Below are 21307 nucleotides of genomic sequence, written 5' to 3'. Positions count from 1 at the left end.
CTTTTTTACCTTCCTTATTAAAGTAGTTACATATTATGAGCTACTACTAGCAGAAGATGTTGCTGCAGATGAAGCGGCAATCGTTGCCATCATAGCTGCTTGTTGTGCTTGTATGAGGACTTCTATCATAGTTTGTAAACCTGTGTTGGTAGCTTTACTTTCCTCACCTTTCTGACTTACGAACAGTTGAATAGCAATAAGAATATTCGTATCTGTATGCCAACGGAATAATTTCTCCCCCTGCAGTTTTTCAATCAACGCTTTAATAGCATAAATCTCTTTTTCTCCATCTTCAAGTAACGCTAGTAGCCCGATTGCTGGATAATGCATCTGTTTCACTTTTACCTTTTCTTGTTTTAACAAATTCCATATGTTTGTACATGTTGCAACTAACATTTCTTCACGGACATCCTTCTTTAGTGAAAGAATATGACTTAAAAACTGAAGATCATTCCCTTTACGCAAACCAGCTTTCGCTAGTTTCTGATACAGACGTTCTACACGATCCATAAGTGTTTCTACATTCTCTGATTGTCCTGCTAATAAAACCGCGAGCGGATAATCATTTGTACTTGTAAGAAAGAGGTGATCCTTTTTCATGCGTTTATATACTTGCATCGAACGCTGAATGTGCGCGCCATGCTGTTCATTTTCTTCTGTTAAAAGCACAGCTGCTGCGAGATAAGTAAATATACTCCGGCTAAAGCCACTAGTGACCAATTGTTCATATAAATCTAAAAACGTCCGAAAAGCTTTCTTGTAATCTGTAAAGTGAATATCTAATGTTGCGGCCACTACAAAACGATGATAAGACTTTAAGTATGAAAACATCCCTACTTGATTCTTAATATAACTACTAATTTCTAAAAAACGTTCGAGATTAAACAATTTATCACTACCTGCATACATAGCAGCAATCATCATTCCTGTTCGAGAATCACTCGTTTTCCATTTTAGTTCTCCCTTTAACTGTACATATGTATGTTTATATTGCTCTAACTTTTGCTCTAATGTAATCATAGTATTCACCCCTATTTCTAGTTCTTCTCTATCATTATACTTATATTCCATATTTAGGAATACTACAATTAATAATCACAACCTAAAAAATTATAAAATTCTCTAATCCTTCAAGAAGTTATACAAAAAAGGTAGATAATAATTTATCTACCTTTTTTGTATATATTATTTAACATTACAACTGTATTGCTTGTTATATGCAATTAAGACTAAAGAGCTTTAATAATACGTTCCATCGCCTTCATTTGCCCAATATGATCAGCTTCATGATAAAGCATCATACCGTAAAGCTCACCAACAGTTTCCAATCCTAAAAACGGCTCTGGTAGTTTATTTTCAAATGCTTCTGCTGGCATTTCGTTAATACGCTTTGCTTGTTCTTTTAATTGAGTCGTTAACACTTCTAATGATGGTCCTTCTGTTTTCCATTTAGATGGTCTTGATCCATATCCAAACATACCTGGATATTCAGTTGGTAATTGTTTGAATTCTTTTCCAAACATGAAAACTTCTGCTGCTGTTAACACGTGACCAATATGCCAACGAATTGTATTGTTAAAACCCTCTGGCTGCGTATCTGCAATTTTATCATCTAGCGTCTCCATAAATTTAAGTAATGCCCCGCGCGTTATTTCAAATTGTTTTAAACCCACTAGTCTATTCATGTTATCGTTCCCCTTCTTGATGTACAATTAATTATGAACTAAGAATGTTCAATTCATTAAAGTTTTACCTTGTTTAATCTATCAGAAATAAATAAGAAATACATCTAATATGCTTATTAAAAATAATAAAAAGGTTCCCTCCTCGTAAATATAGAATTACTTACTATGTAAATAAAAGAGGAGTGTACTTACATGTTACATATTTTAAAACAACAATATAATCTTATTAGCTCTACAAGAGAAACTCTATTTTCATTTTTGGAAGAAATCCCACTAGAAAAATTACATAGCACTGTTCCGAATTTCGGGAGCGGTGGCATTATAAAGACACATATTCATGTAGCCGATTGCTATCGATACTGGCTTGGATCATTCGCATTCAAACAAAAACGAGCAGATTTTTCATTCGCTAGTGATTATAAAATTGAGCATGCAGATGTGGAAAAAGTCCGTGCTAGATTTAAGTTAGTAGATGAGACTGTACAACGTTTTTTAGATGAATACAATGACCGTTGGCTCGAAAATATAGCAAATGAAGTAAAGTGGCAAAAAGAACCTTGGAGTACAACACCACTATGGCTTTTAACTCATACAGAAACACATGAATTTCATCATAAAGGACAAATTGTATCAATGGCTAGGCATCTTGGATATACTCCTCCTGATACAGACCTTAGTTAATTCAATGGTCCATGATTACTAAAAAAATTAGAATGAATACAATTCGAGCATGCTTTGAAAACCACTCAAAACATGCTCTTAAAATATTCTATCTTACATTCTCCATTTCCTCATCAATACCAAATAGTCTCCGCATAATTATATGCATCACTATTCGGAATGGCATGTTTCCCCTGCGCCTGTGCCTTTCTTGGATCTAAATCATATACCATTGGCGTATAGCATGATGTTTGCCCTTTATTTACAACACCATTTCCTCCAGCACTGCCGCAAGTGTATGCCTTTCCATCTGTTTTTCTTACAATTCTTGCATCAGCTTCATTATTATATACTGCTGGGCGGGTTACAGTAACTTTTGCCCACGCTGTCTTACACGTCGTGCTAAATTTTAATTCCACATAAGAATTGGAATCAATCCATTTCTTTTCTTTCGTTACTGCTGATTGGTCACAGCTATTGTAATACGGACTTTTTCCATCATACGAATGATCTTCTGCATATGCTTTATCATTACCAGTCGTACTAAACACACTAGTTAAAACGAGCAATGATAGACAAAAACATGCGCTTAGCTTTTTTAAAAGTTTCAAAGTATTCCACTCCTTTTTAATAGCGTCCTGTTTTTCCATAACCGTTATTAAACGTAACCGCCTCAGCATCTGCTGTGTATCCGAAATCAGCAGTTAAATCAAATACCATTCCTGTATACGTGCTCGTTTGACCTGTTTTTATTGTACCGTTTCCCTGATTAGAAGTGACTGATTTTTGAAATACACCATTTTTGTATTTATTCACAACAGCGTACGCATACACTCCTCCAGACACAGCTGGTGCTGGTTGATCTAAAACAAACTTAGCCCAAGCTGCATGACATTTATTGCTGTAACGTAAATACACTGTCCCTACTTTTTTACTCCCTTCATACACAGCTGTAGACTTTGCATTAAATCCATCTGCATCACACGTTGTACTACCTCCGTATACTTTCGTTGTTGCTGGATTTTTCCCGTCATAGTAACTACTTAAATCAGTAGCAGCAAATGTACTTCCTTGGAAACTAAATAATAGCCCTACACTCGCTACACTTAATACACATACTTTCATTAACTTTTTAAACATTTTCAATTTCCTCCCTCAAAATAAGTACGTATAATAAAGACAATCTATCCCCTATGTACGCCCCTCCTTTCATGCTTCCTAGAGGCATCTTACGGAAACGACTAAACGTTGTAAATTTCCTTATGATTATTGGAATATACGAAGAAACTTACGTAACCGTCTAAGAAAAAAAGTTGAGAAATACACATTTTATAGCATCCTTTATTTAAAACATAAAAGAACCGATACTTGTTACATGCAAGCATCGGTTCTTTATACAAAATTGCCATTTTTTCTTTTATATAAAATAAATATTTCTCCACTTAATCTGTTGTAAAAAACTCCCTCGTTACATCAATAAATTGCTGCAGTGGCGCTGTCATCCATTTATCTTTATGCCAAGCAATTTGTGTATAAATCGGTGAGATTTCATTTTCTAAATGTAACTCTTTTATCATCCCTTCTCGTATATCTTTTTCTACTACTATTGCTGGTAACACAGCTATTCCTAAATCTGCAATAACACATTGTTTAATTGCTTCGACACTAACGAACTCAATTTTATTTGCTGGATACACATCTTCTGTACGAAGTAGCTCTTCAAATAAAGTCCGGTACGAGCACCCTAGCTCTGTTAGCAACAACGTCTCACTTTCTAAATCTTTTGTAGAAATGGAAGCTTTCTCGAGTAAATGATGCCCTGAAGCAGCTACTATTTTTAATTCTTCTTTCATAAGCGGCTCCACATGTAAAGTATCTTCTGTTTTACATTCGTCCAAAATAAATGCAAGATCGACTTTTCCCTCCATCAATTGTTCCTTCGCATCTTTATTGGAATGTGCCGGTTTAAATATAAGTTTTATTTGAGGAAATTGTGCTTTAAACTTCTTTAATATAGAAGGAAGTCTATATGTACATTGACTCTCTTGCGCACCGATTATTAACGTACCTGCTATTTCTTCATCATCTTTCACAGCCATTTTTGCTTCGTTGCTGAGCGCAATCATCTTGTCGGCATATAGTTGAAACTTCCTACCTGCTTCAGTTAAGAAAAGGCGTTTTCCTAATCTTTCAAATAACGGCGTACCTAACTCAGCTTCTAACGTTTTAATTTGCGCTGTCACACTCGATTGAGCAAAGTTTAATTTCTTCGCAGTTTGTGTAAAATTCAAAGTATCCGCCGCTACTTTAAATGTAATTAATTGTTTTATCTCCATTTATCGTCCCTCTTTTCAATCGATATTCCCGATTGATTTCATCGAAATAATCCTCTTTGTCTATTGATATTTGTATTGTATGATAAAGAGCATCTACAAACAATAAAAATGGAGGTATTCCATATGAAAGCACTTTGTTTCGAACAGTTCGGAAATCCGGATGTACTACAATATAAAGAACTAAATGATCCAATCATAAATCCAAATGAAATTATTGTCCGCACGAAAGCAATCGGTTTAAATTTCGCCGACATTTATAGACGCCGCGGTGATTATCATCTCGCTGGTACCCCGCCTTTTATATTAGGTTATGAAGGGGCTGGCATTGTTGAAAAAGTAGGAACTGACGTTACGAATATTAATCCTGGAGATCGTATTGCATTTGCTGATGTCCCATTTGCAAATGCAGAGCTAGTTGCTGTTCCGTCTGAGAAAGCAATTAAGCTTTTAGATTCTATCTCTTTTGAAACAGCCGCTTCTGTCTTATTGCAAGGTCTAACCGCACATTATTTAACGAAAGATAGCTATGAAATAAAACAAGGTGATATAGCTTTAGTACACGCTGCAGCTGGTGGTGTTGGGCAACTTCTTATTCAAATAATTAAACTACTAGGCGGAAAAGTAATCGGCCTAACGTCATCAAAAGAAAAAGCAAAGATAGCTACATTAGCTGGTGCTGATCACGTTTTTTTATATACGGAAGCATGGCATACAAAAGTAGTTGAAATAACAAATGGTGATGGAGTAAATGTTGTATATGAATCAGTAGGTTCTACATTAGAGGAGAGTTTTAATGCTACTAAAACTGGCGGTACTGTCGTATTTTACGGAATGGCCGGCGGTAATCCTGCGCCAGTTGATCCACGTATGCTTATGGATACTTCGAAAACTTTAACTGGCGGAGACCTTTGGAACGTGCTTACATCTTATGAAGAGAGAATAGAACGCTCCTCTCAATTATTCGAATGGATTGCGACCGAAAAATTAAAGATCGCAAGTTCTACTACATTCTCTTTACAAGATGGTGCCCGTGCTCATGAATTATTAGAGAGCCGAAAAAGCACAGGGAAGATTTTATTGATCCCATAATCGTTCCAATAAAAAAGGAAGCTAGAATGTATTTCTTTGCTTCCTTTTTTAACGTTATTTATGTTCAATTGTAAAGTGATAATAAAGTTATTTAATTCTGATCTAAAAATATAAGAGCCTGGCTACAAATCATATTGTAGTAAAGCTCTTTAAAGTTGTTTAATTTCTAACCATTTAAATGTGCTTGTAGACAAAAATTAATAATAAAGTTGTTTAAATCTTGTTCAACTAAAGCACCCGTTAGTTCAATAAGAAAAAATTATCTATTATTATTAAAGTGGCCCACCTTCAAAACCAATAGGCCATCCATCGTTTTTAAATTTTACTTTATACTGAAACTCAAAGTGACCATCATAAATAAAAGCTAAACTAAACCCAGAAAATATATAATCGTCAAAATTAACCATCTTTCCAAAAAATATTGTGGATAGATAGTAGTTCTTCATTTCTTGATTAGGGAAGAATTTCTGTAAATATTTTAATGCACAGCTTATATGTAGATGGAGTTCATCGAATGTTTTTTCTGCCATTTCGATAATCTCCATATCAGGATTTTCATTATTCCCCTGAATAATAATCTCCACATCTTCCCATTCTCCGATATTAATACTATAAAACCACCGTTTTTGAATGAAATACTTCTCTTTTTCGTATACAGGGGGATTAACTAGTTTTAATTTTTTTACCTCATCTTTAGTTAATGGTTTATCAAGAATAAGCTTTTTATGCAAAATTTCTTTGATATTAGAGACAATATATTTAGATTTGTTTAATTCTAAAGAGTCCATTTTCCACCTCATAAATTATAAAATAAAGTAAATTCCCCCTTAAGTATATCATCATCCTTATTCAACTATCCTGCACCGTTAATTCAATAAGAATTAAACAACTTTATTATTTTCAAAGGACTTTATTGTAAATTAAACAACTTTATTATCTCTTAACATCAATCTCGCTTCTTTTCAATAACCCTGTTATTTATATTTTTTCTCTACGCTTCTCTTTCTAGGCCCCTCATTTTTAAGTTTATATAATAAATGAATCTAAATATTAAAGGAAAGAACAAACCTCCTGATATCAACGATCCAATAAATACAGTATCAATAAAAGAAAGAATCCCAAATAATAGCATTCCAAAAAAATAAAATACAACTGCACTCCAATAAATAAAACGTGGAAACTTAGTTTGGAACGAATCACCTTTTTCACACGGTTTCCCAAATAACAAATGAACGAATTTAATCAACATAATCACTTCTCCATATAATTGTTAATATTCTTTTCTTCTTAGAATTGAACATAAATCACATACCATGTACCACCCATATTCACACATTCCTTACTTTGTTTTATCCCGCTTTAATGGGCAGTAAGACCCCCACCTCAAAATGCAGCGAAAGCAAAGAAGTTAGGTGGGGGGCGGGCTGCCCATTAAAGTCCGATTGGTGAGGGATGATAATCAGTGGGGGATGAAGAAAACCCCACTGATTAAAGTTTCACTTTATTTCTCGTATACTTACTTTAGATTCCGAGATGAAATGTAAGGCTAATGTCCCTCCAATACACTGCAAACTAATTTGTTGTTCCTACTCTCTAATTATACCATTACAATAATTTTCATAGTTCATTTTTAACGGAATATTCCGATTCGAATTAATAAATGATATATTAAAAAATAAAAAGGAAGCTAGAGTTCTCTACCTTCCTTTTCTTATTTTTATATTTCCACACTTTCTTTCCCTTTTGCAACGTAACTCATATCTCCAACAGACTCAACTGTGTATGTTCCATCTTGATATACAATCTTCGTCACGCTAGCATTTTCCACTCCAAGTTTTGTTTTGCTACTGTCTAACATTTCTATTAAGGTAGTAATCAAAAGCCCATGAACGACAACTAAAACGTTACCGCCACCATTTGCAGCAGATTCTTCACTAATTTTATCTATCTCTGTTTTTATACGAGTAGAAAACAATTCCCAATCTTCCGCCTGTTTTGTCGGATCTGCTACTCTAATAAGATTAATCACTTCTTGAATAGAAAGCTTCAAGAGTTCTTCTGGTGATGCAACGCCTGCAGCTTTTCCAACCACATCCCACATATTCTCAAGTTTTTCACCTTCAAAAATACCGAAATTTAATTCTCGCAAATCTTTTCTTTGCTCAAGTTTTAATTTTGATTGCTCACTATATTTTAATACTAAATTAGCAGTTTCAATTGCGCGGCCGCTATCACTACTATATGCATTCATAAAATGAATATCTTTTAATCCTGTTCCTAAATTTGTGGCAACTTCAACACCTTTTTCTACTAAAGGAGAATCTGCCCAACCTTGCGCGCGATGATTCGTATTTAATATTGTTTTACCGTGTCTTGTAACATATAACGTCACTACATTCTCATTGCTATCTGTTTCTCGCTTATTCATTTCATTCTCTCCCTTTACGTTTCTATATCAATTTTAACACCTCAATTATTCATTGAGCAAAATATACGTCAGTAGATCCGCTTAATAAAAAAAGCTATCTTTCTGTATATCCATACAAAAAGATAGCATCTTTTATGATTACATTTCTTAACCGGTACTCCTACTCAGCAAAAGCACTCGAATATTGTACAATTCCTTCTACACCTCGAAGAGCATTTTCTGTTAATTCCATTATCATAAATACCTCTTCAGGCACTTCAAACGGTGCTTTTACATTCCACTCACTTGCTTTCTTAAAACCAAATTTCGGGTAGTACTCTGGATGTCCTAATACTACAACTGATCCGTATCCAAGTTCTTTCGCTTTTTCTAAAGCAGCCGTGATCAGTTTTCCGCCAATTCCTTTCTTCTGATGGCCCCTAGCAACTGACACTGGTGCAAGTGCTAGCGATTCTACAGAAGTTCCATCTTGTTCTATCGCAATTTTAGATAACATAATGTGACCGACTATTTCCTCATCTACTGCAACGATTGATAACTCCGGAACAAACGCGTCACATTCTCTAATACGTTTTACAAGTTCATGTTCTGTTTTATCACTAAATTCTTCAAGTGAAAATACTTCTTTTACGACTTCTTCTGTTTTTCTATAATCATTTTTTTGTTCTTGTCTAATCGTTACCATTTTAACTTATCCTCTATTCTTTCTTATTTCTTTTTGAATTTTACGCAGTGCTTTTTTCGATCCGCGCTCAATATCGTGTTGCATTTTTCTTTCTTTATAATCAACAAATAGTGTATTTAAATCGTATCCTTCTGGGTATAATTCTTTCGCTGCTACCTCTAAAGTAATACGTTTTACATTTACTTCAACGAATTCACCGTTATAATATACAACAACGTTATAAAAATTATCTTTTTCCTTATAGATGATACCAAAATCATCATAATCTAATAAATTCACACGATCGCCGATTTTGTACTCATAATGAAATTCTCTTTTTTCTTGTACAAATTTCGGTTTTCTAATTTTACTTTCATTCACTTTTTCTAAAGCGTACTCTTTATTTCCCATGTACTCTTTCGCTCTTTTCAGCACATGTTCTTTTACGCTCATTTTATTCGCAATCCAAAGTGCATTACTTTCTCCTGATTTTCCGATAACTAATTTATAAAGCGGCTCTAGCGTTTCACTATTAAACTGCATCGCTGCATTCATAAAGTCATCGTGCATTTCTGAGAATCGTTTAATTTCTCCGTAATGCGTACTCGCAACGGTAATACATCCCGCAAGGTACAACTCTTCTAAAATAGATATTGCAAGTGCTGCACCTTCATTCGGTTCTGTACCGCTTCCTATTTCATCAAATAAAAGTAACGTATTATTATTTGACATCCTCATAATCTCAGAAAGATTTTTCATATGAGATGAAAATGTACTTAGTGCATTTTCGATACTTTGATTATCACCAATATCTACAAATACATTTTCAAAAATAGCGATTTCTGTACCTTTATCTCCTGCAATATGAAGACCTGACATTGTAGCTAATGTTAACAATCCAATCGTTTTTAATACAATTGTCTTTCCGCCCGCATTCGGCCCTGTAATAATTAAACTACGATACTCTTGACCAATTTCAAAATTTAAGGGTACAACTTGCCCTGTTAAAAGCGGATGCTTACAATTCACTAAATGAACGTAGCCATGATCATTTAACTTCGGTTCTATTCCATTGATCGATTTACTAAACTTCGCTTTTGCAAATACCATATCATACTGACTAATTAGCTCCATGTTAATCTTTATACTATAAATGTTTTCTAACACCATTCCTGATAAAGTCGCTAAAATTTGATATTCTTCAACCGCTTCTTCTGCTTTCAAACCCGCTAGTTCCGCATTCAATTTCGTCACCGTATGCGGTTCTATAAATACAGTAGAACCTTTTGCCGAGGCTTCAATAATACTTCCAGCAACTTGGTTTTTATAGGAAGATTTAATTGGAATCGTATAACGGTCATCCTTTTTACTAATAAAGAATTCCTGAATGAATTTCTTATTTGCACTACTATTTAAAAACTTCGTTAAACGTTCTTTTATTTTCCCATCTACAGAATCGATATTATTTCGAATTCGTTTTAACTCTTTACTTGCAGCTGCATCAATACTATTTCCTTTAATTGAAAAGTTAATTTCCTCTTCAATACTTTTATATTCAGTCATTGAATTTGCATAAGAAGCTAATACTGGTGCAAAAAATTCTTTATCTAACATAAACTTTTTAATCTTTCTACATCCGCGTAAAAAGTCTGAAACACTGACTAATTCTTCTGGATCTAAAATCATCCCTTTTTCTAATTTTTGAATTGTACTAGCAATATTAGAAATGCCGAAGAAAGGAACATGCCCTTCTGCATCTAATATAGCTCGTGCTTCTGTCGTTTCATTCAACCGATTTCTCACTACTTTTATACTCGTACTCGGCTCTAATTTGTTTAATAATTCCTTACCTAATCCACTTACACAATAAGATTTCACTATATCCTTTAATTCGTTATATTGTAGCTTTTCAAAAGTCATCGTATTCATTTTGTTTCTCCTCACTATGATTGATTTTTATCATAAATGAAGATACCTACTCATTAGATTCCAATGAGTCATATATAAAATCCCATAATTATACAATAAAAACATATACAAAAAAGCTGCGGGAATACCGCAGCTTTTACATTTACAAGGCATTTGTAATAACATATGAGGAAATAAGCCATAAAAAAATAGATGGCAGTCCCTTATTACACGCTTTATAAAGTATTGTAGGTATCTTCATAGGTTTTGAAATAAATGCATGACAAAATTAGGGGTATGATGTACATAAAAATCCCCTGGTCTTATCCGATTTATTTCATTAAATTTTTCCTATTTAGTACCTACCGCACTCACAAAAAGCACCTCTCATTAATTTATATTATAGTCATTGAAATCTAATTTACTGAAATCATCATACTATATGTTTTGTAAGAAGTAAAGGTGTCAAACTATTTCCTTGCAGACTGTAAAATGTTCATATAATCAACCTTTTTCTCAAGGGTCTTTTTCGCATCTTCAGCCGTTACTATATAATCTACAGGAATATTTTGTAGTACATCCTTATTAATATTTGGCAACTGAATCGTTATATCTTCTACATTACTTTTACTATTTTCAATCGTTTTATTAAATTCCTGAATACTTCTTGCAACCCCCGCTAATGTTTCCATATGTACAGAATTGTTTACATCTAAAACAGTATTACTTTTAAAAACTGCCGTATAATACTGTTGCAAATTTTTCTTCGCTATTTGTTCCTCAGTATTCTTATCGGAAACATTATCCCCAGTCTGCATTTGATCAAAAGTAAATATAGTGTTTTTCTCTCCATAATATGTATTAAATCTTCCTTGTAAATTATTTGCTTCCTTTTTCTTTTCATAGTTATCATTATTTACTTCTGGAGAGATTTGCCCCTCGAAGTACAGTTGAAATTGCAAGTGTGGTTCATCGACTTGCTGCACAGTAACTATCCGCCCCTTTGGACCAAGGAAGTCCTTTCCGTTATCCAGAGTTTCAACTCCGTTTAATTTAACAACCATACCATACTCCGATTTTGTATAACTTTGTGCTTTTTGTTCAATTTCTTCATTCGATATATCACATGATGTTAATAGTAATAAACTAAACATTATACTATATTTCATTATTGTTCTTTTCATATTGCCTCTCCTTTTGCTACTACCACCTATACAGAAATGTGCCTATGGATTTTAAATTACGATTTATATAAAGAACTTCTTCTAAAAAGCGCTACATCAAACTATCTTCGCTAACTTGAATAATAAAAACTCATCATCTTGCTTTAGAAAACACTAATAACCACAAGTATAAAAATACCCATTAAATATCATTTTATGATAATAGTGTAATTTTGCATTATAATAATTTTATCGTAAAGCAAATATAATATCTATTAAAATCACATTAAAAACATACTAATATTTAGTTCTATAGCAATCACAGTAAGGAGATGTTCCTCGAGTACGAATAAGATGACATTATTTATTCCAATGCATCTCTTGGTGTTTCAAAAGCCGACTAGTTCATTTATAAACATAAAGATTTAGGAAGGATAACAATATAAAAAGAAGAGGAAAACTTATATTTCCCTCTCCTATTTCATCACCAAATTACTGCTGAACATATATGGAAACTGATCCTCCACTTACTTGGAATTGTCCCCAACCATCCTTATTAATTGTTACAGTATTTGTTTGATTACCCGTAATATCGTACCATACTTCCCCTGCGTTATTCTTTCCAACATCCATCCACTTTGCCCCTCCTGGTCCATCAGAGATTAATGTTGCTAAACCAGAATTAGCATGTACACTATCACCTTCTCTTGTCCAGCCAATCACATCTGGATGATCAAAATAATCACGTTGCGTACCATATGCAAAGTTTTTTCGTGCCGTCAAAATCGGATCAATTTTATCCTTTAACGCTGGAATTTCATAGTTACTATTTCCTTTTGTACCATAGTAATCACCATAGAAAACAGAAGGATACCCCTCTGCACGCGTTAAAATAAATGCATATGCCAGCGGCTTGAACCAAGGGCTCACTACAGATTCCAATGACTGACCAGGCTGTGAATCATGATTTTCAACTAGAGTAACCGCAAGTGTAGGATGATTCGCAACTACCGTTCCTTTTAAAATATTTCTCATATCATAATTTCCATTTCCTGTTGAAGCATAATGAAAATTATAATGAAGTGGTGCATCGAACACAGATTGATTATAATTAACCTTCGCTAAATAATTATTTAAAGTCTGGATATCATTTTGCCAATATTCAGCTACTGTAAACATTTCTTTCCCTGTTTGCTGTCTAACGTGATTTACCCAATCGCGCAAGTATTCATGATCAATATGTTTAACAGCATCTAAACGAAAACCATCTAAATTTAATTCATTCGCATACCACGTTCCCCATTTTTTCATTTCATTCGCAACATCTGGATGATCAAAATCAAGATCTGCATACATCAAATAATCATAATTCCCATTCTCGCTAGACACTTCCCAGTCCCATGCTTTACCTATGCCCCTAAATTTATAAATTCGGTTTAATTTCCTTCCTTCATCCCAATCCGTTCCATCAAAATGATACCATTTCCATTTGAAATTAGAATAAGAATCTCCACGCCCTGGAAAGTTAAATCCCGTCCACGCACTAATTTCATAATCACCTGATACTTCAATATTCCGATTGCTCGGGTCTACCTCAACTGCTGTGACAGTTTCTGTATAATCAGCCCCACCTTTATGATTCATAACTACATCACCGTATACATTGATGTTTTTCTTATGTAAAGCGTCAATTGCAGACTTCAATTGTGCTTTCGTCCCATATTTCGTCCGCACTGTTCCCTTTTGATTGAATTCCCCCAAATCATATAAATCATATGCTCCATATCCTACGTCATTTTGCGTAGTTCCTTTATATGCAGGTGGTATCCAAACAGATGTAATTCCTTTTTGCGCTAAATTTTCAGCATCAGTACGCAAACGATTCCAATGATTTCCATCATTCGGAGCATACCACTCAAAATACTGCATTAACGTTCCATTGTTAACTGTGTCTGCATATGCTTTACTCCCGTCATATATACTAGGTAAAAACATAACAACTGACAATCCGACTATTGTTATTCTTTTAAACATCTGTACACCATCCCCTTCCAAGAAAGCGTTTGCATAGTTTATCAGAATTATTATAATATTCGTCCCACCGTTAGTAAAGTAGCAATCTCTCACTCTCTCATATTATTTTTAATCTAATTTCAAATATTCAACGTAGTTTTAATTTCACATCCTATTCAAGATTGTTTACAATTTACCTATAAAAGCATAACGGAGGGATTTCGATGACAGACTTTCAAAAACAATTTTTCGCACGATTACATATAGAAGAAAAAGACACAGTTTCATTTGAAGATTTATCTAACATTATGTACGCAATGGCACAAACTGTTCCTTTTGAAAACTTAAATATTCTCGAAAAGAATTTTAAAGAAATATCAAAAGAAAATTTGAAAGAGAAAATTTTAGTAAATAACCGTGGCGGTCTTTGTTATGAACTCAATCCTACTATGTATTACTTCCTGAAAGATTCTGGATTCGATGTTCATCTCGTTTCAGGAACAGTTTATAACGCTACAAACTCCATATGGGCTGTTGATTCTGGCCATATTGCAACCGTTTTAACACATCATAATGAACTTTATTTAATTGAAGTAGGATTCGGATCATACTTACCTCTTGCCCCTGTCCCTTTCTCAGGTGAAGTCATTCACTCTGTTACAGGAGATTATCGTATTCGTAAAGAAATGACCGAAAAGGGAAACTACATTTTAGAGATGCGGAAAAACAATGAGTTCTTGGATCAATCTTCTGCTGATGATTGGACGTTAGGCTATGCATTTTATATAGAAGAAGTGGATGAAGAAAAAGCAAATACAGCACAAAAAATTATCGTTGAACATGAAGGGTCACCCTTTAATAAACTACCTCTTATTGTAAAACTAACTGAAGATGGGCATGCCTCTTTAACGAAAGATAGCCTTACAGTAGCGAAAAATGGTAAAAAAACGAAAGAAACCGTTACAGACATGCAATTTACAAACCTTTTACATTCAAAATTTGGAATTACACTATAAGTATGTAAGCCTTGTTATTTTAGCAAGGCTTTTCAATTTTCAGCAGGGATTTTTTGCAATTTGTTGTATTTCATAGTTATATAGAAATATAACTACATGTTTAGAAAGGAAATGATTATGACAGAACTTAAAGATCGATTACAAGTAGCTGATATAGAAAAATGGGATTTAACAGACATTTACCATACAATTGAAGATTGGGAAAGTGATTTTCATAAAATTGAAGTATTAACGAAGGAATTACACGAGTTTAATGGCAATATTCACGATGGCAATAGTTTATTAGCTTATTTAACGAAGAGTGAAGAAATTTCTAGCATAATATCTTTAATGTTCGCTTATGCACGATTACAATCTGACCTTGATACACGCGATACTGACGCGCAATCTCTTGTCGATAAAGTATCACAATTACACGTGAAAGTAAGTGCAGCGAAATCTTTCTTTTCCCCCTTCTTACTTAGCATAGACGAAAGCACATTACATTCTTACATAGAAGAAACAGAAGGCTTACAATATTATAAAGAAGACTTATTTGAATTATATCGTTATAAAAAACACGTATTAAATACGGACCAAGAAGCAATTTTATCACAGATGGGTGAAGCTCTTTCTTCTCCACAGCACACATTTGGTATGTTAAACAATGCAGATATATTATTTGGTGAAGTGACGACTGACGATGGAGAAAAAGTGAACTTAACACGCGGAATGTATGCAAAGTTAATAGAAGATACGAATCGTGAAAAGCGTAAAGAAGCTTATAAAGCATATTACAAACCATATGTTCAGTTAAAGAATTCCATCGCATCTACTTTATCCGCTGCTATTAAAAATAATGTTACTGTTTCGAAATTAAGAAACTATCCATCAGCGCTAGAGAAATCATTATTTGGCGATATGGTTCCGAAAGAAGTATATGAAAACCTAATTGATACAACGAAAAAAAACATTCAAACATTACATACATACAATGAAATTCGAAAAGAAAAATTAAACGTAGATGAACTAAGACAATACGACTTAGGCGTCGATTTAGTAGAAGGTGCAAAACAAGACATCCCATATAGTGAAGCATTTGACATTATGATTGCATCACTAGCTCCTTTAGGAGAAGAATATATTGAGACATTAAAAAGTTTTAAAGATAAAAGATATATAGACGTAAGAGAAACACCAGGGAAACGTTCTGGTGCTTATAACTTTGGTGTATACGGCGTTCATCCTTTCATTCTTTTAAATCATCACGATGATTTAAACAGCCTGTTCACTCTTACTCATGAATGTGGTCACGGTATGCATACGCACTATTCACATGGATACCAACCAAGAATTTCTGCACATTATTCTATCTTTGTCGCAGAAGTCGCTTCTACAGTAAATGAAGTGTTATTAATTCACTATTTATTAAAAGAAGCAAAAGATACGAACGTGCGTAACCATTTAGTTAACCATTTTATTGAGAAATTTAAAGGTACTTTCTTTACACAAATTATGTTTGCAGAATTTGAAAAAATCACACATGAAATGGCGGAACAAGGTAAACCATTAAATGCACAAGTCTTCAGTGAAATTTATGAAAAACTATTTAAAGAATATAACGGTGATTCACTTGTATTTGATGAAGAAGTAAAATACGGATGGGCTAGAATCCCTCATTTCTATCGCCCGTTTTACGTATACAAATATGCAACTGGATTCGCATCTGCCATTCAAATCGCTGATAAACTATTAAGCGGTGATCCGAATGCTCAGAAAAATTATATTGAATTCCTTAAAGGCGGAAGTTCAGACTACCCATTAAACTTATTGAAAAAAGCTGGCGTCGATTTAACAACGCCAGAACCGATTGAAAGTGCATTGAAACAATTCACTCAACTTGTTGAGGAGTTTTCAGCTCTATAAAAAAGAGCCTCTCGCTAGAGGCTCTTTTTTATATTCCCTTTCCTTCTATTAAATCATTCGCCATTTTCCTAAATTCTTGATTAAATGCATCATTCATACCATTTTGGACGTTAGAAAATAATATGACAAACGTTCGTTTATCCCAGTTAAAATTATTAAATGTGTTCCAACCAGCTAATACACCGTGGTTATGATAATAATCTGGATAAATATAGAAACTAAATCCATATTTTCTTGCAGGTGATGCAGAAAACATATCTGATACACTTTGTTTAGAAAGTAGTTTACCATCCATAATAGCTTCATCTAACTTTTTCATATCTTCAACAGTCGTATACATTTCACCACAACCATACAGCCAGTTCATTTTTAAGCGAGGTGTGGCTATTAACTTATTATCTTTTTTCGTATACCCTTCTGCTAAGAAAATATCTTCTGGGAGTGTTGCACCCATTCCAGATTCATTCATTCCAACAGGAGTCAAAATATTTTCTTTCACATATTCAGCAAGTGGTTTATTTGATATTTTTTCTACAATATATGCAAGCACCATATAATTATAATCTGTATATTTCCATCCTGTCCCTGCTGGAAATTGTAACGTTTGTGCCCCAATCCACGTTACTAACTTTAACCGTGATGCTGCGTCAACACTACCTTGTCCCTGTTCTGGTAATCCAGACGTATGTGTTAACAAGTTTCGTAACGTAATATTTTTATCTGCTGGAAACGATGGGATATATTTATTTACATTGTCTTCAATGTTCAACTTCCCTTTTTCTTTTAATTGCATAATAGATATTGCAACAACTGTTTTCGTAATAGAACCAATGCGATATTTCGTTCTTGGCGTTGTTAATACTTGATCTTTCACATTCGCATAACCGTAGCCTTTTCGTAAAATGACATGATCTTTACTTGCTACAAGAACACTCCCATTAAATCCTTTATCTTTTAAGTACTGATCTAGTTTTCCAGCTGCAATTTCATAACGCTTTTTCTCATTCGCATCAATTTCCTGCTTAACATCTTTTTGCTTACTATTTACATTAGAAAATGCCTTTGTATCATATTTTTTTCCTTTATTTGCATGTATTAGTGTAACAACACTTCCACAAAAAACAGCAAAAATAAAGAAAATGATTAACCATTTCTTTAACATACTAGGAACCCTCTTTTATCTAGTTTCACTTAACGTATATCCATTCTATTTTATATCTTTTAATTATCAAGTATATTATAATATTATTTAATATTCACTCTGTTAAAACTAGATTCCTTTTTCTCATTTTCAATTTTGACTACTCTCTATTGTATTTCTTTCTTGCAAAATTTCCAACATACAATCGGATGCATTACACTATAATTTCAAATTCTTTTGTAACATTTGTTACATACTAAAAAGAATGGAGATGTACTATGAAAAACACCGATAAACGCAATCGTTTAGATGATAAGATGTTTCATTATCGGATAACAAAAAAAAACATGTTATTAATTGAATATTACGGAAAACAAATTATTACATTAAAAGGAAATGACGCTAAAAAATTTTTAAATAAAATAAATCATGCAAATAACGATAAAGAAAAACAGCTAATTATGGCTAAAATTACAGGTAATTTCAAAAGAGGCAATGAACGAAATTGAAAACGAATCTCATTTACATTTTGATTATACAACAAATAAAAAAAGAAATGTCGCTCATTCAACATTTCTTTAGACTTTCTTCATAAAAAATTTACATTGCTAACATTCCTTCATTTTCTATACTTCCCATATAAGCTAACCGCTGAAATAGTTAGTAATACAACTATACATAACCACGCATACGTATATCCCTTCTTATCTACAATATAACCAAATAAAGCAGGCGCAGCAATAATGGCAATTTGATTTAATGTAAGTGCAAAACTCACTGTCATCCCTACCGATTCTTCACTTGCTGATTCCGCAACTTCAGCTATAAAAAGACTAAACCATCCAATTGAAAAGAACCCTAACAATGCACTTACACCATACAATACATTCGTTATTGTATGTATGCTCATTACTAATATTAGAATGAGGAAAATAGAAATACAAACAGTTATAAATAAGGGGATACGCCGATTTCCCTTATAAAACAAATCACTAGTAGCTGCTAACATAACCCTACCAACCATTCCAGAAAAGAACATAACGGAAAATACTTTTCCAGCTAAAATTGGCGTGATTGATTGTTCCAATACTAAAAATTTTATAAAGTGTGCAACTAACACCATTTGCAATGAAATCATACAAATGCCAGTTATATAAATTGCATACAACTCTTTTTTACACATCACTTCTTTTAACTGCATCCAAAAAGAAAGTTTACTACGTTCTTGTTTAACTTTCTCTTGAATATATGGTTCCTTATAAAATATAAAAAATAAAAACCCTCCAATTATACAAATACATGCAATGCTATTTAACGCATAGGCCATATTATATTTTATTGTAAGAAACGGGATCAATACTCCCGCTAATGTACCACCAATCGGTATACCGGCTTGTCTAATCCCCATCGCTAACCCGCGATTTTCTTTTGAGAACCACTTCATTATCACCTTACTTCCTCCTGGCTGCGAAACACTATAAAACGTTCCTACTAATAAAAGTACAAAGAGTAACCCATTAAATCCATTGACCATATTAGTCAGTAAAAACGAACTTCCTAGTAAAAATGAACTTATCGAAATTAACAACTTTTCATTGTATTGATCAAGTAGCCGCCCGACAAAAAGCATACAAAATAGCGGTCCTATATTTACAACACTTACTAACAATCCAATCTCCGTATTCGTAAGTGCATATTCTTCTTTCCAAAATAAAGCAAACGCTCCAACACCATACGTTATAAGTGTCGCTGTTGTTTGAGCAACCGTCGCAAAAATTAACATAACCCACTTATAAGTACTATTCACCCTTTCTTCCATTAACACAATAATCCCTCCATCCCCTTCCATTGTATGAAAGTTCTGATATCATATAAAATAAAGATTTATCATGTAATCCATCAAAAAAAATGATACCTTTTCTGGAGGGATGATACTTGGATATAAAAGATTTAACTGTATTTTACGAAGTTGCGAAAGAAAAAAACATATCTCATGCAGCTAAAAATTTAAACTATGTACAGTCTGGCGTAACAATGCGTATGAAACAACTAGAAAACGAATTAGGTGTGCCTTTATTTTATCGAAACGGAAAAGGTGTAACTTTAACTTCTAACGGTGAGATTTTATTAACATACGCCAAACAAATTATCCACTTAATGGATCAATCTGTTAAAGCAGTTCAAAGTAATGGGATCGAACCAAGAGGCACTTTAAAAATTGGATGTACAGAATCTACAACGGCTGTAAGACTTCCATCTATATTAATGGCCTATTATGAGAAATACCCAAAAGTCGAATTAATTTTAGAATCAAATACGACGGAACAATTAATTAGGCTTGTACTAGAACGAAAACTGGACGGAGCGTTTATAGCTGGCTCTACTCAGCATGCCGAACTTCATACAAATATATTTCGTGAAGAAGAATTAGTTCTCATTAGCAAAAAGCCTTTATCTTCCTTTAAAGACATAGGAGACATGAATTTACTTGCATTTAGTCACGGGTGCTATTATAGAAATTTATTAGAAGATTGGCTTCAAGAAGAAGGAATTTCACCTAAGCGAGTATTTGAGTTTGGAACAATTGAAGCGATACTCGCATGTGTAAAATCAGGTATGGGCATAGCAATTATGATGAAGTCTATTTTAAATGGTCATAAACATGACATATCATTCAATCCTTTACCAAATAGCTTCCAAAAAGTTCCTACTACTTTTATTACTAGAAAAGATATATATCACTCTGCTGCATTACAAAAATTTATGGAGATGACTCACAATGCGTGAAAAAAAAATACGTGGTATGAAACGAAAAACAAACACTATGATAAAGCGAATTGAGGAACATACAAAAATGTTCCCTTCTACTTTCTATAACGATGAATACTGGAATATGCCTTTACCAGTTTCTCAAGCTTTTATCGATCCTTGTAAAACGCCTAGAAAAGTAAAACGATTATGTATTCAAACCTTATTAAATCAAGCAAATCATTTAATAAATATAAAACCTAGGGATACACATACATATCGAGTTGTTGTTTTGATTTCTATAAATAATTTATGGGATTCGCAAATCATTATATTTAAAAATGAGGACTACTTTCATAATTTCTTTAATAGAGATAGTGAATTTCAAAAATGGATTCTTCTTTCAAATGAAATTGATTTTTGGGAGACATGGGAAATTTCAGTTTGTCATTCCTTCAAAACGCTTCACTTTCAAGAAATTATTTATGATGCAGATGAATGCTATGAAAAAGAGATTACGTTTATCGGGGAGTTAAATTAAAAAGGGTATA

At 33.4% G+C, this 21307-nt stretch carries 21 protein-coding genes; 7 read left to right on the top strand and 14 right to left on the bottom strand.

The features are described 5' to 3' along the window. Positions 1-33: 33 nt before the first annotated feature. Positions 34-1071, bottom strand: a complete 1038-nt coding sequence (locus AU379_RS06980; protein ID WP_025966623.1) for a DUF4003 domain-containing protein — start codon at positions 1069-1071, stop codon at positions 34-36. A 158-nt stretch (positions 1072-1229) separates the two neighbouring features. Then, entirely contained in the window at positions 1230-1685 is a 456-nt protein-coding gene (locus tag AU379_RS06975) for a DinB family protein (protein WP_001081117.1), read from the bottom strand. A 192-nt stretch (positions 1686-1877) separates the two neighbouring features. Here AU379_RS06975 and AU379_RS06970 point away from each other — a divergent pair, with 192 nt between their 5' ends. Further along, a complete protein-coding gene (locus AU379_RS06970) occupies positions 1878-2366 on the top strand; it encodes a DinB family protein (RefSeq protein ID WP_000902395.1) in 489 nt (162 codons plus the stop codon). Positions 2367-2479: 113 nt separating this feature from the next. On the opposite strand, the gene AU379_RS06965 is transcribed toward AU379_RS06970, so the two are convergent. The 3 genes from AU379_RS06965 to AU379_RS06955 all read right to left on the bottom strand — a co-directional run bounded on the left by AU379_RS06965 (position 2480) and on the right by AU379_RS06955 (position 4681). Beyond that, entirely contained in the window at positions 2480-2956 is a 477-nt protein-coding gene (locus AU379_RS06965) for a DUF2690 domain-containing protein (RefSeq protein ID WP_000771044.1), read from the bottom strand. Between the two features lie 16 nt (positions 2957-2972). Then, positions 2973-3485, bottom strand: coding sequence for a YjfA family protein (locus AU379_RS06960; protein WP_000473746.1), 513 nt, complete (start codon positions 3483-3485; stop codon positions 2973-2975). A gap of 302 nt (positions 3486-3787) precedes the next feature. Continuing rightward, positions 3788-4681 carry a LysR family transcriptional regulator gene (locus AU379_RS06955; RefSeq protein ID WP_000403877.1) on the bottom strand — a complete coding sequence of 298 codons (894 nt, stop codon included), beginning with the start codon at positions 4679-4681 and terminating at the stop codon, positions 3788-3790. Between the two features lie 123 nt (positions 4682-4804). Between AU379_RS06955 and AU379_RS06950 the strand changes: the two genes are divergently transcribed. Next, positions 4805-5770: a quinone oxidoreductase gene (locus tag AU379_RS06950; protein WP_000645243.1), complete on the top strand. Its 966-nt coding sequence runs from the start codon at positions 4805-4807 to the stop codon at positions 5768-5770. 272 nt (positions 5771-6042) lie between these two features. Here AU379_RS06950 and AU379_RS06945 read toward each other — a convergent pair whose 3' ends face one another. The 7 genes from AU379_RS06945 to amyS all read right to left on the bottom strand — a co-directional run bounded on the left by AU379_RS06945 (position 6043) and on the right by amyS (position 13967). Then, positions 6043-6558 carry a hypothetical protein gene (locus tag AU379_RS06945; protein WP_061139507.1) on the bottom strand — a complete coding sequence of 172 codons (516 nt, stop codon included), beginning with the start codon at positions 6556-6558 and terminating at the stop codon, positions 6043-6045. 203 nt (positions 6559-6761) lie between these two features. Further along, complete coding sequence (locus AU379_RS30870; protein WP_000905655.1) at positions 6762-7019, bottom strand: hypothetical protein; 258 nt, start codon at positions 7017-7019, stop codon at positions 6762-6764. A gap of 468 nt (positions 7020-7487) precedes the next feature. After that, positions 7488-8198 carry a histidine phosphatase family protein gene (locus AU379_RS06935; protein ID WP_001042050.1) on the bottom strand — a complete coding sequence of 237 codons (711 nt, stop codon included), beginning with the start codon at positions 8196-8198 and terminating at the stop codon, positions 7488-7490. A 160-nt stretch (positions 8199-8358) separates the two neighbouring features. Next, the gene (locus AU379_RS06930; RefSeq protein WP_000256478.1) at positions 8359-8883 is read right to left on the bottom strand and encodes an N-acetyltransferase; all 525 of its coding nucleotides are present in this window, start codon (positions 8881-8883) and stop codon (positions 8359-8361) included. Between the two features lie 6 nt (positions 8884-8889). After that, the gene (locus AU379_RS06925; protein ID WP_001095189.1) at positions 8890-10791 is read right to left on the bottom strand and encodes a mannonate oxidoreductase; all 1902 of its coding nucleotides are present in this window, start codon (positions 10789-10791) and stop codon (positions 8890-8892) included. A 449-nt stretch (positions 10792-11240) separates the two neighbouring features. Then, positions 11241-11954, bottom strand: coding sequence for a hypothetical protein (locus AU379_RS06920; protein ID WP_000831441.1), 714 nt, complete (start codon positions 11952-11954; stop codon positions 11241-11243). A gap of 471 nt (positions 11955-12425) precedes the next feature. Next, positions 12426-13967 (bottom strand): alpha-amylase, encoded by a 1542-nt coding sequence (amyS, locus tag AU379_RS06915; RefSeq protein WP_044584728.1) that lies wholly within the window; start codon positions 13965-13967, stop codon positions 12426-12428. A 203-nt stretch (positions 13968-14170) separates the two neighbouring features. On the opposite strand from amyS, the gene AU379_RS06910 reads away from it, so the two are divergent. Next, positions 14171-14962, top strand: a complete 792-nt coding sequence (locus AU379_RS06910; RefSeq protein WP_061139048.1) for an arylamine N-acetyltransferase — start codon at positions 14171-14173, stop codon at positions 14960-14962. 117 nt (positions 14963-15079) lie between these two features. Further along, positions 15080-16867 carry an oligoendopeptidase F gene (gene pepF, locus AU379_RS06905; protein ID WP_061139047.1) on the top strand — a complete coding sequence of 596 codons (1788 nt, stop codon included), beginning with the start codon at positions 15080-15082 and terminating at the stop codon, positions 16865-16867. A gap of 28 nt (positions 16868-16895) precedes the next feature. On the opposite strand, the gene AU379_RS06900 is transcribed toward pepF, so the two are convergent. After that, entirely contained in the window at positions 16896-18029 is a 1134-nt protein-coding gene (locus AU379_RS06900; protein ID WP_000915174.1) for a serine hydrolase domain-containing protein, read from the bottom strand. A 257-nt stretch (positions 18030-18286) separates the two neighbouring features. Between AU379_RS06900 and AU379_RS06895 the strand changes: the two genes are divergently transcribed. Beyond that, the gene (locus tag AU379_RS06895; protein ID WP_061139046.1) at positions 18287-18517 is read left to right on the top strand and encodes a hypothetical protein; all 231 of its coding nucleotides are present in this window, start codon (positions 18287-18289) and stop codon (positions 18515-18517) included. Between the two features lie 110 nt (positions 18518-18627). Here AU379_RS06895 and AU379_RS06890 read toward each other — a convergent pair whose 3' ends face one another. Next, a complete protein-coding gene (locus AU379_RS06890; RefSeq protein WP_061139045.1) occupies positions 18628-19857 on the bottom strand; it encodes an MFS transporter in 1230 nt (409 codons plus the stop codon). Between the two features lie 86 nt (positions 19858-19943). Between AU379_RS06890 and AU379_RS06885 the strand changes: the two genes are divergently transcribed. Next, entirely contained in the window at positions 19944-20795 is an 852-nt protein-coding gene (locus tag AU379_RS06885; protein ID WP_000351684.1) for a LysR family transcriptional regulator, read from the top strand. After that, complete coding sequence (locus AU379_RS06880; RefSeq protein ID WP_061139044.1) at positions 20788-21297, top strand: DUF3916 domain-containing protein; 510 nt, start codon at positions 20788-20790, stop codon at positions 21295-21297. Before AU379_RS06885 ends, AU379_RS06880 begins: the two co-directional genes overlap by 8 nt. The last annotated feature ends 10 nt before the right edge of the window (positions 21298-21307 follow it).

Origin of the sequence: Bacillus sp. JH7 (genome assembly GCF_001563515.1) — a bacterium.
In the GTDB taxonomy this organism is placed as follows: Bacteria; Bacillota; Bacilli; order Bacillales; family Bacillaceae_G; genus Bacillus_A; species Bacillus_A cereus.
This window is presented reverse-complemented; position numbering and strand designations above follow the sequence as displayed.

Excerpts from the sequence above, each read along its gene's own strand:
- AU379_RS06980 (WP_025966623.1), bottom strand. The coding sequence starts at position 1,071 with ATGGAATATAAGTATAATGATAGAGAAGAACTAGAAATAGGGGTGAAT.
- AU379_RS06975 (WP_001081117.1), bottom strand. The coding sequence starts at position 1,685 with ATGAATAGACTAGTGGGTTTAAAACAATTTGAAATAACGCGCGGGGCA.
- AU379_RS06970 (WP_000902395.1), top strand. The coding sequence starts at position 1,878 with ATGTTACATATTTTAAAACAACAATATAATCTTATTAGCTCTACAAGA.
- AU379_RS06960 (WP_000473746.1), bottom strand. The coding sequence starts at position 3,485 with ATGTTTAAAAAGTTAATGAAAGTATGTGTATTAAGTGTAGCGAGTGTA.
- AU379_RS06955 (WP_000403877.1), bottom strand. The coding sequence starts at position 4,681 with ATGGAGATAAAACAATTAATTACATTTAAAGTAGCGGCGGATACTTTG.
- AU379_RS06950 (WP_000645243.1), top strand. The coding sequence starts at position 4,805 with ATGAAAGCACTTTGTTTCGAACAGTTCGGAAATCCGGATGTACTACAA.
- AU379_RS06945 (WP_061139507.1), bottom strand. The coding sequence starts at position 6,558 with ATGGACTCTTTAGAATTAAACAAATCTAAATATATTGTCTCTAATATC.
- AU379_RS30870 (WP_000905655.1), bottom strand. The coding sequence starts at position 7,019 with ATGTTGATTAAATTCGTTCATTTGTTATTTGGGAAACCGTGTGAAAAA.
- AU379_RS06935 (WP_001042050.1), bottom strand. The coding sequence starts at position 8,198 with ATGAATAAGCGAGAAACAGATAGCAATGAGAATGTAGTGACGTTATAT.
- AU379_RS06930 (WP_000256478.1), bottom strand. The coding sequence starts at position 8,883 with ATGGTAACGATTAGACAAGAACAAAAAAATGATTATAGAAAAACAGAA.
- AU379_RS06925 (WP_001095189.1), bottom strand. The coding sequence starts at position 10,791 with ATGAATACGATGACTTTTGAAAAGCTACAATATAACGAATTAAAGGAT.
- AU379_RS06920 (WP_000831441.1), bottom strand. The coding sequence starts at position 11,954 with ATGAAAAGAACAATAATGAAATATAGTATAATGTTTAGTTTATTACTA.
- amyS (WP_044584728.1), bottom strand. The coding sequence starts at position 13,967 with ATGTTTAAAAGAATAACAATAGTCGGATTGTCAGTTGTTATGTTTTTA.
- AU379_RS06910 (WP_061139048.1), top strand. The coding sequence starts at position 14,171 with ATGACAGACTTTCAAAAACAATTTTTCGCACGATTACATATAGAAGAA.
- pepF (WP_061139047.1), top strand. The coding sequence starts at position 15,080 with ATGACAGAACTTAAAGATCGATTACAAGTAGCTGATATAGAAAAATGG.
- AU379_RS06900 (WP_000915174.1), bottom strand. The coding sequence starts at position 18,029 with ATGTTAAAGAAATGGTTAATCATTTTCTTTATTTTTGCTGTTTTTTGT.
- AU379_RS06895 (WP_061139046.1), top strand. The coding sequence starts at position 18,287 with ATGAAAAACACCGATAAACGCAATCGTTTAGATGATAAGATGTTTCAT.
- AU379_RS06890 (WP_061139045.1), bottom strand. The coding sequence starts at position 19,857 with ATGGAAGGGGATGGAGGGATTATTGTGTTAATGGAAGAAAGGGTGAAT.
- AU379_RS06880 (WP_061139044.1), top strand. The coding sequence starts at position 20,788 with ATGCGTGAAAAAAAAATACGTGGTATGAAACGAAAAACAAACACTATG.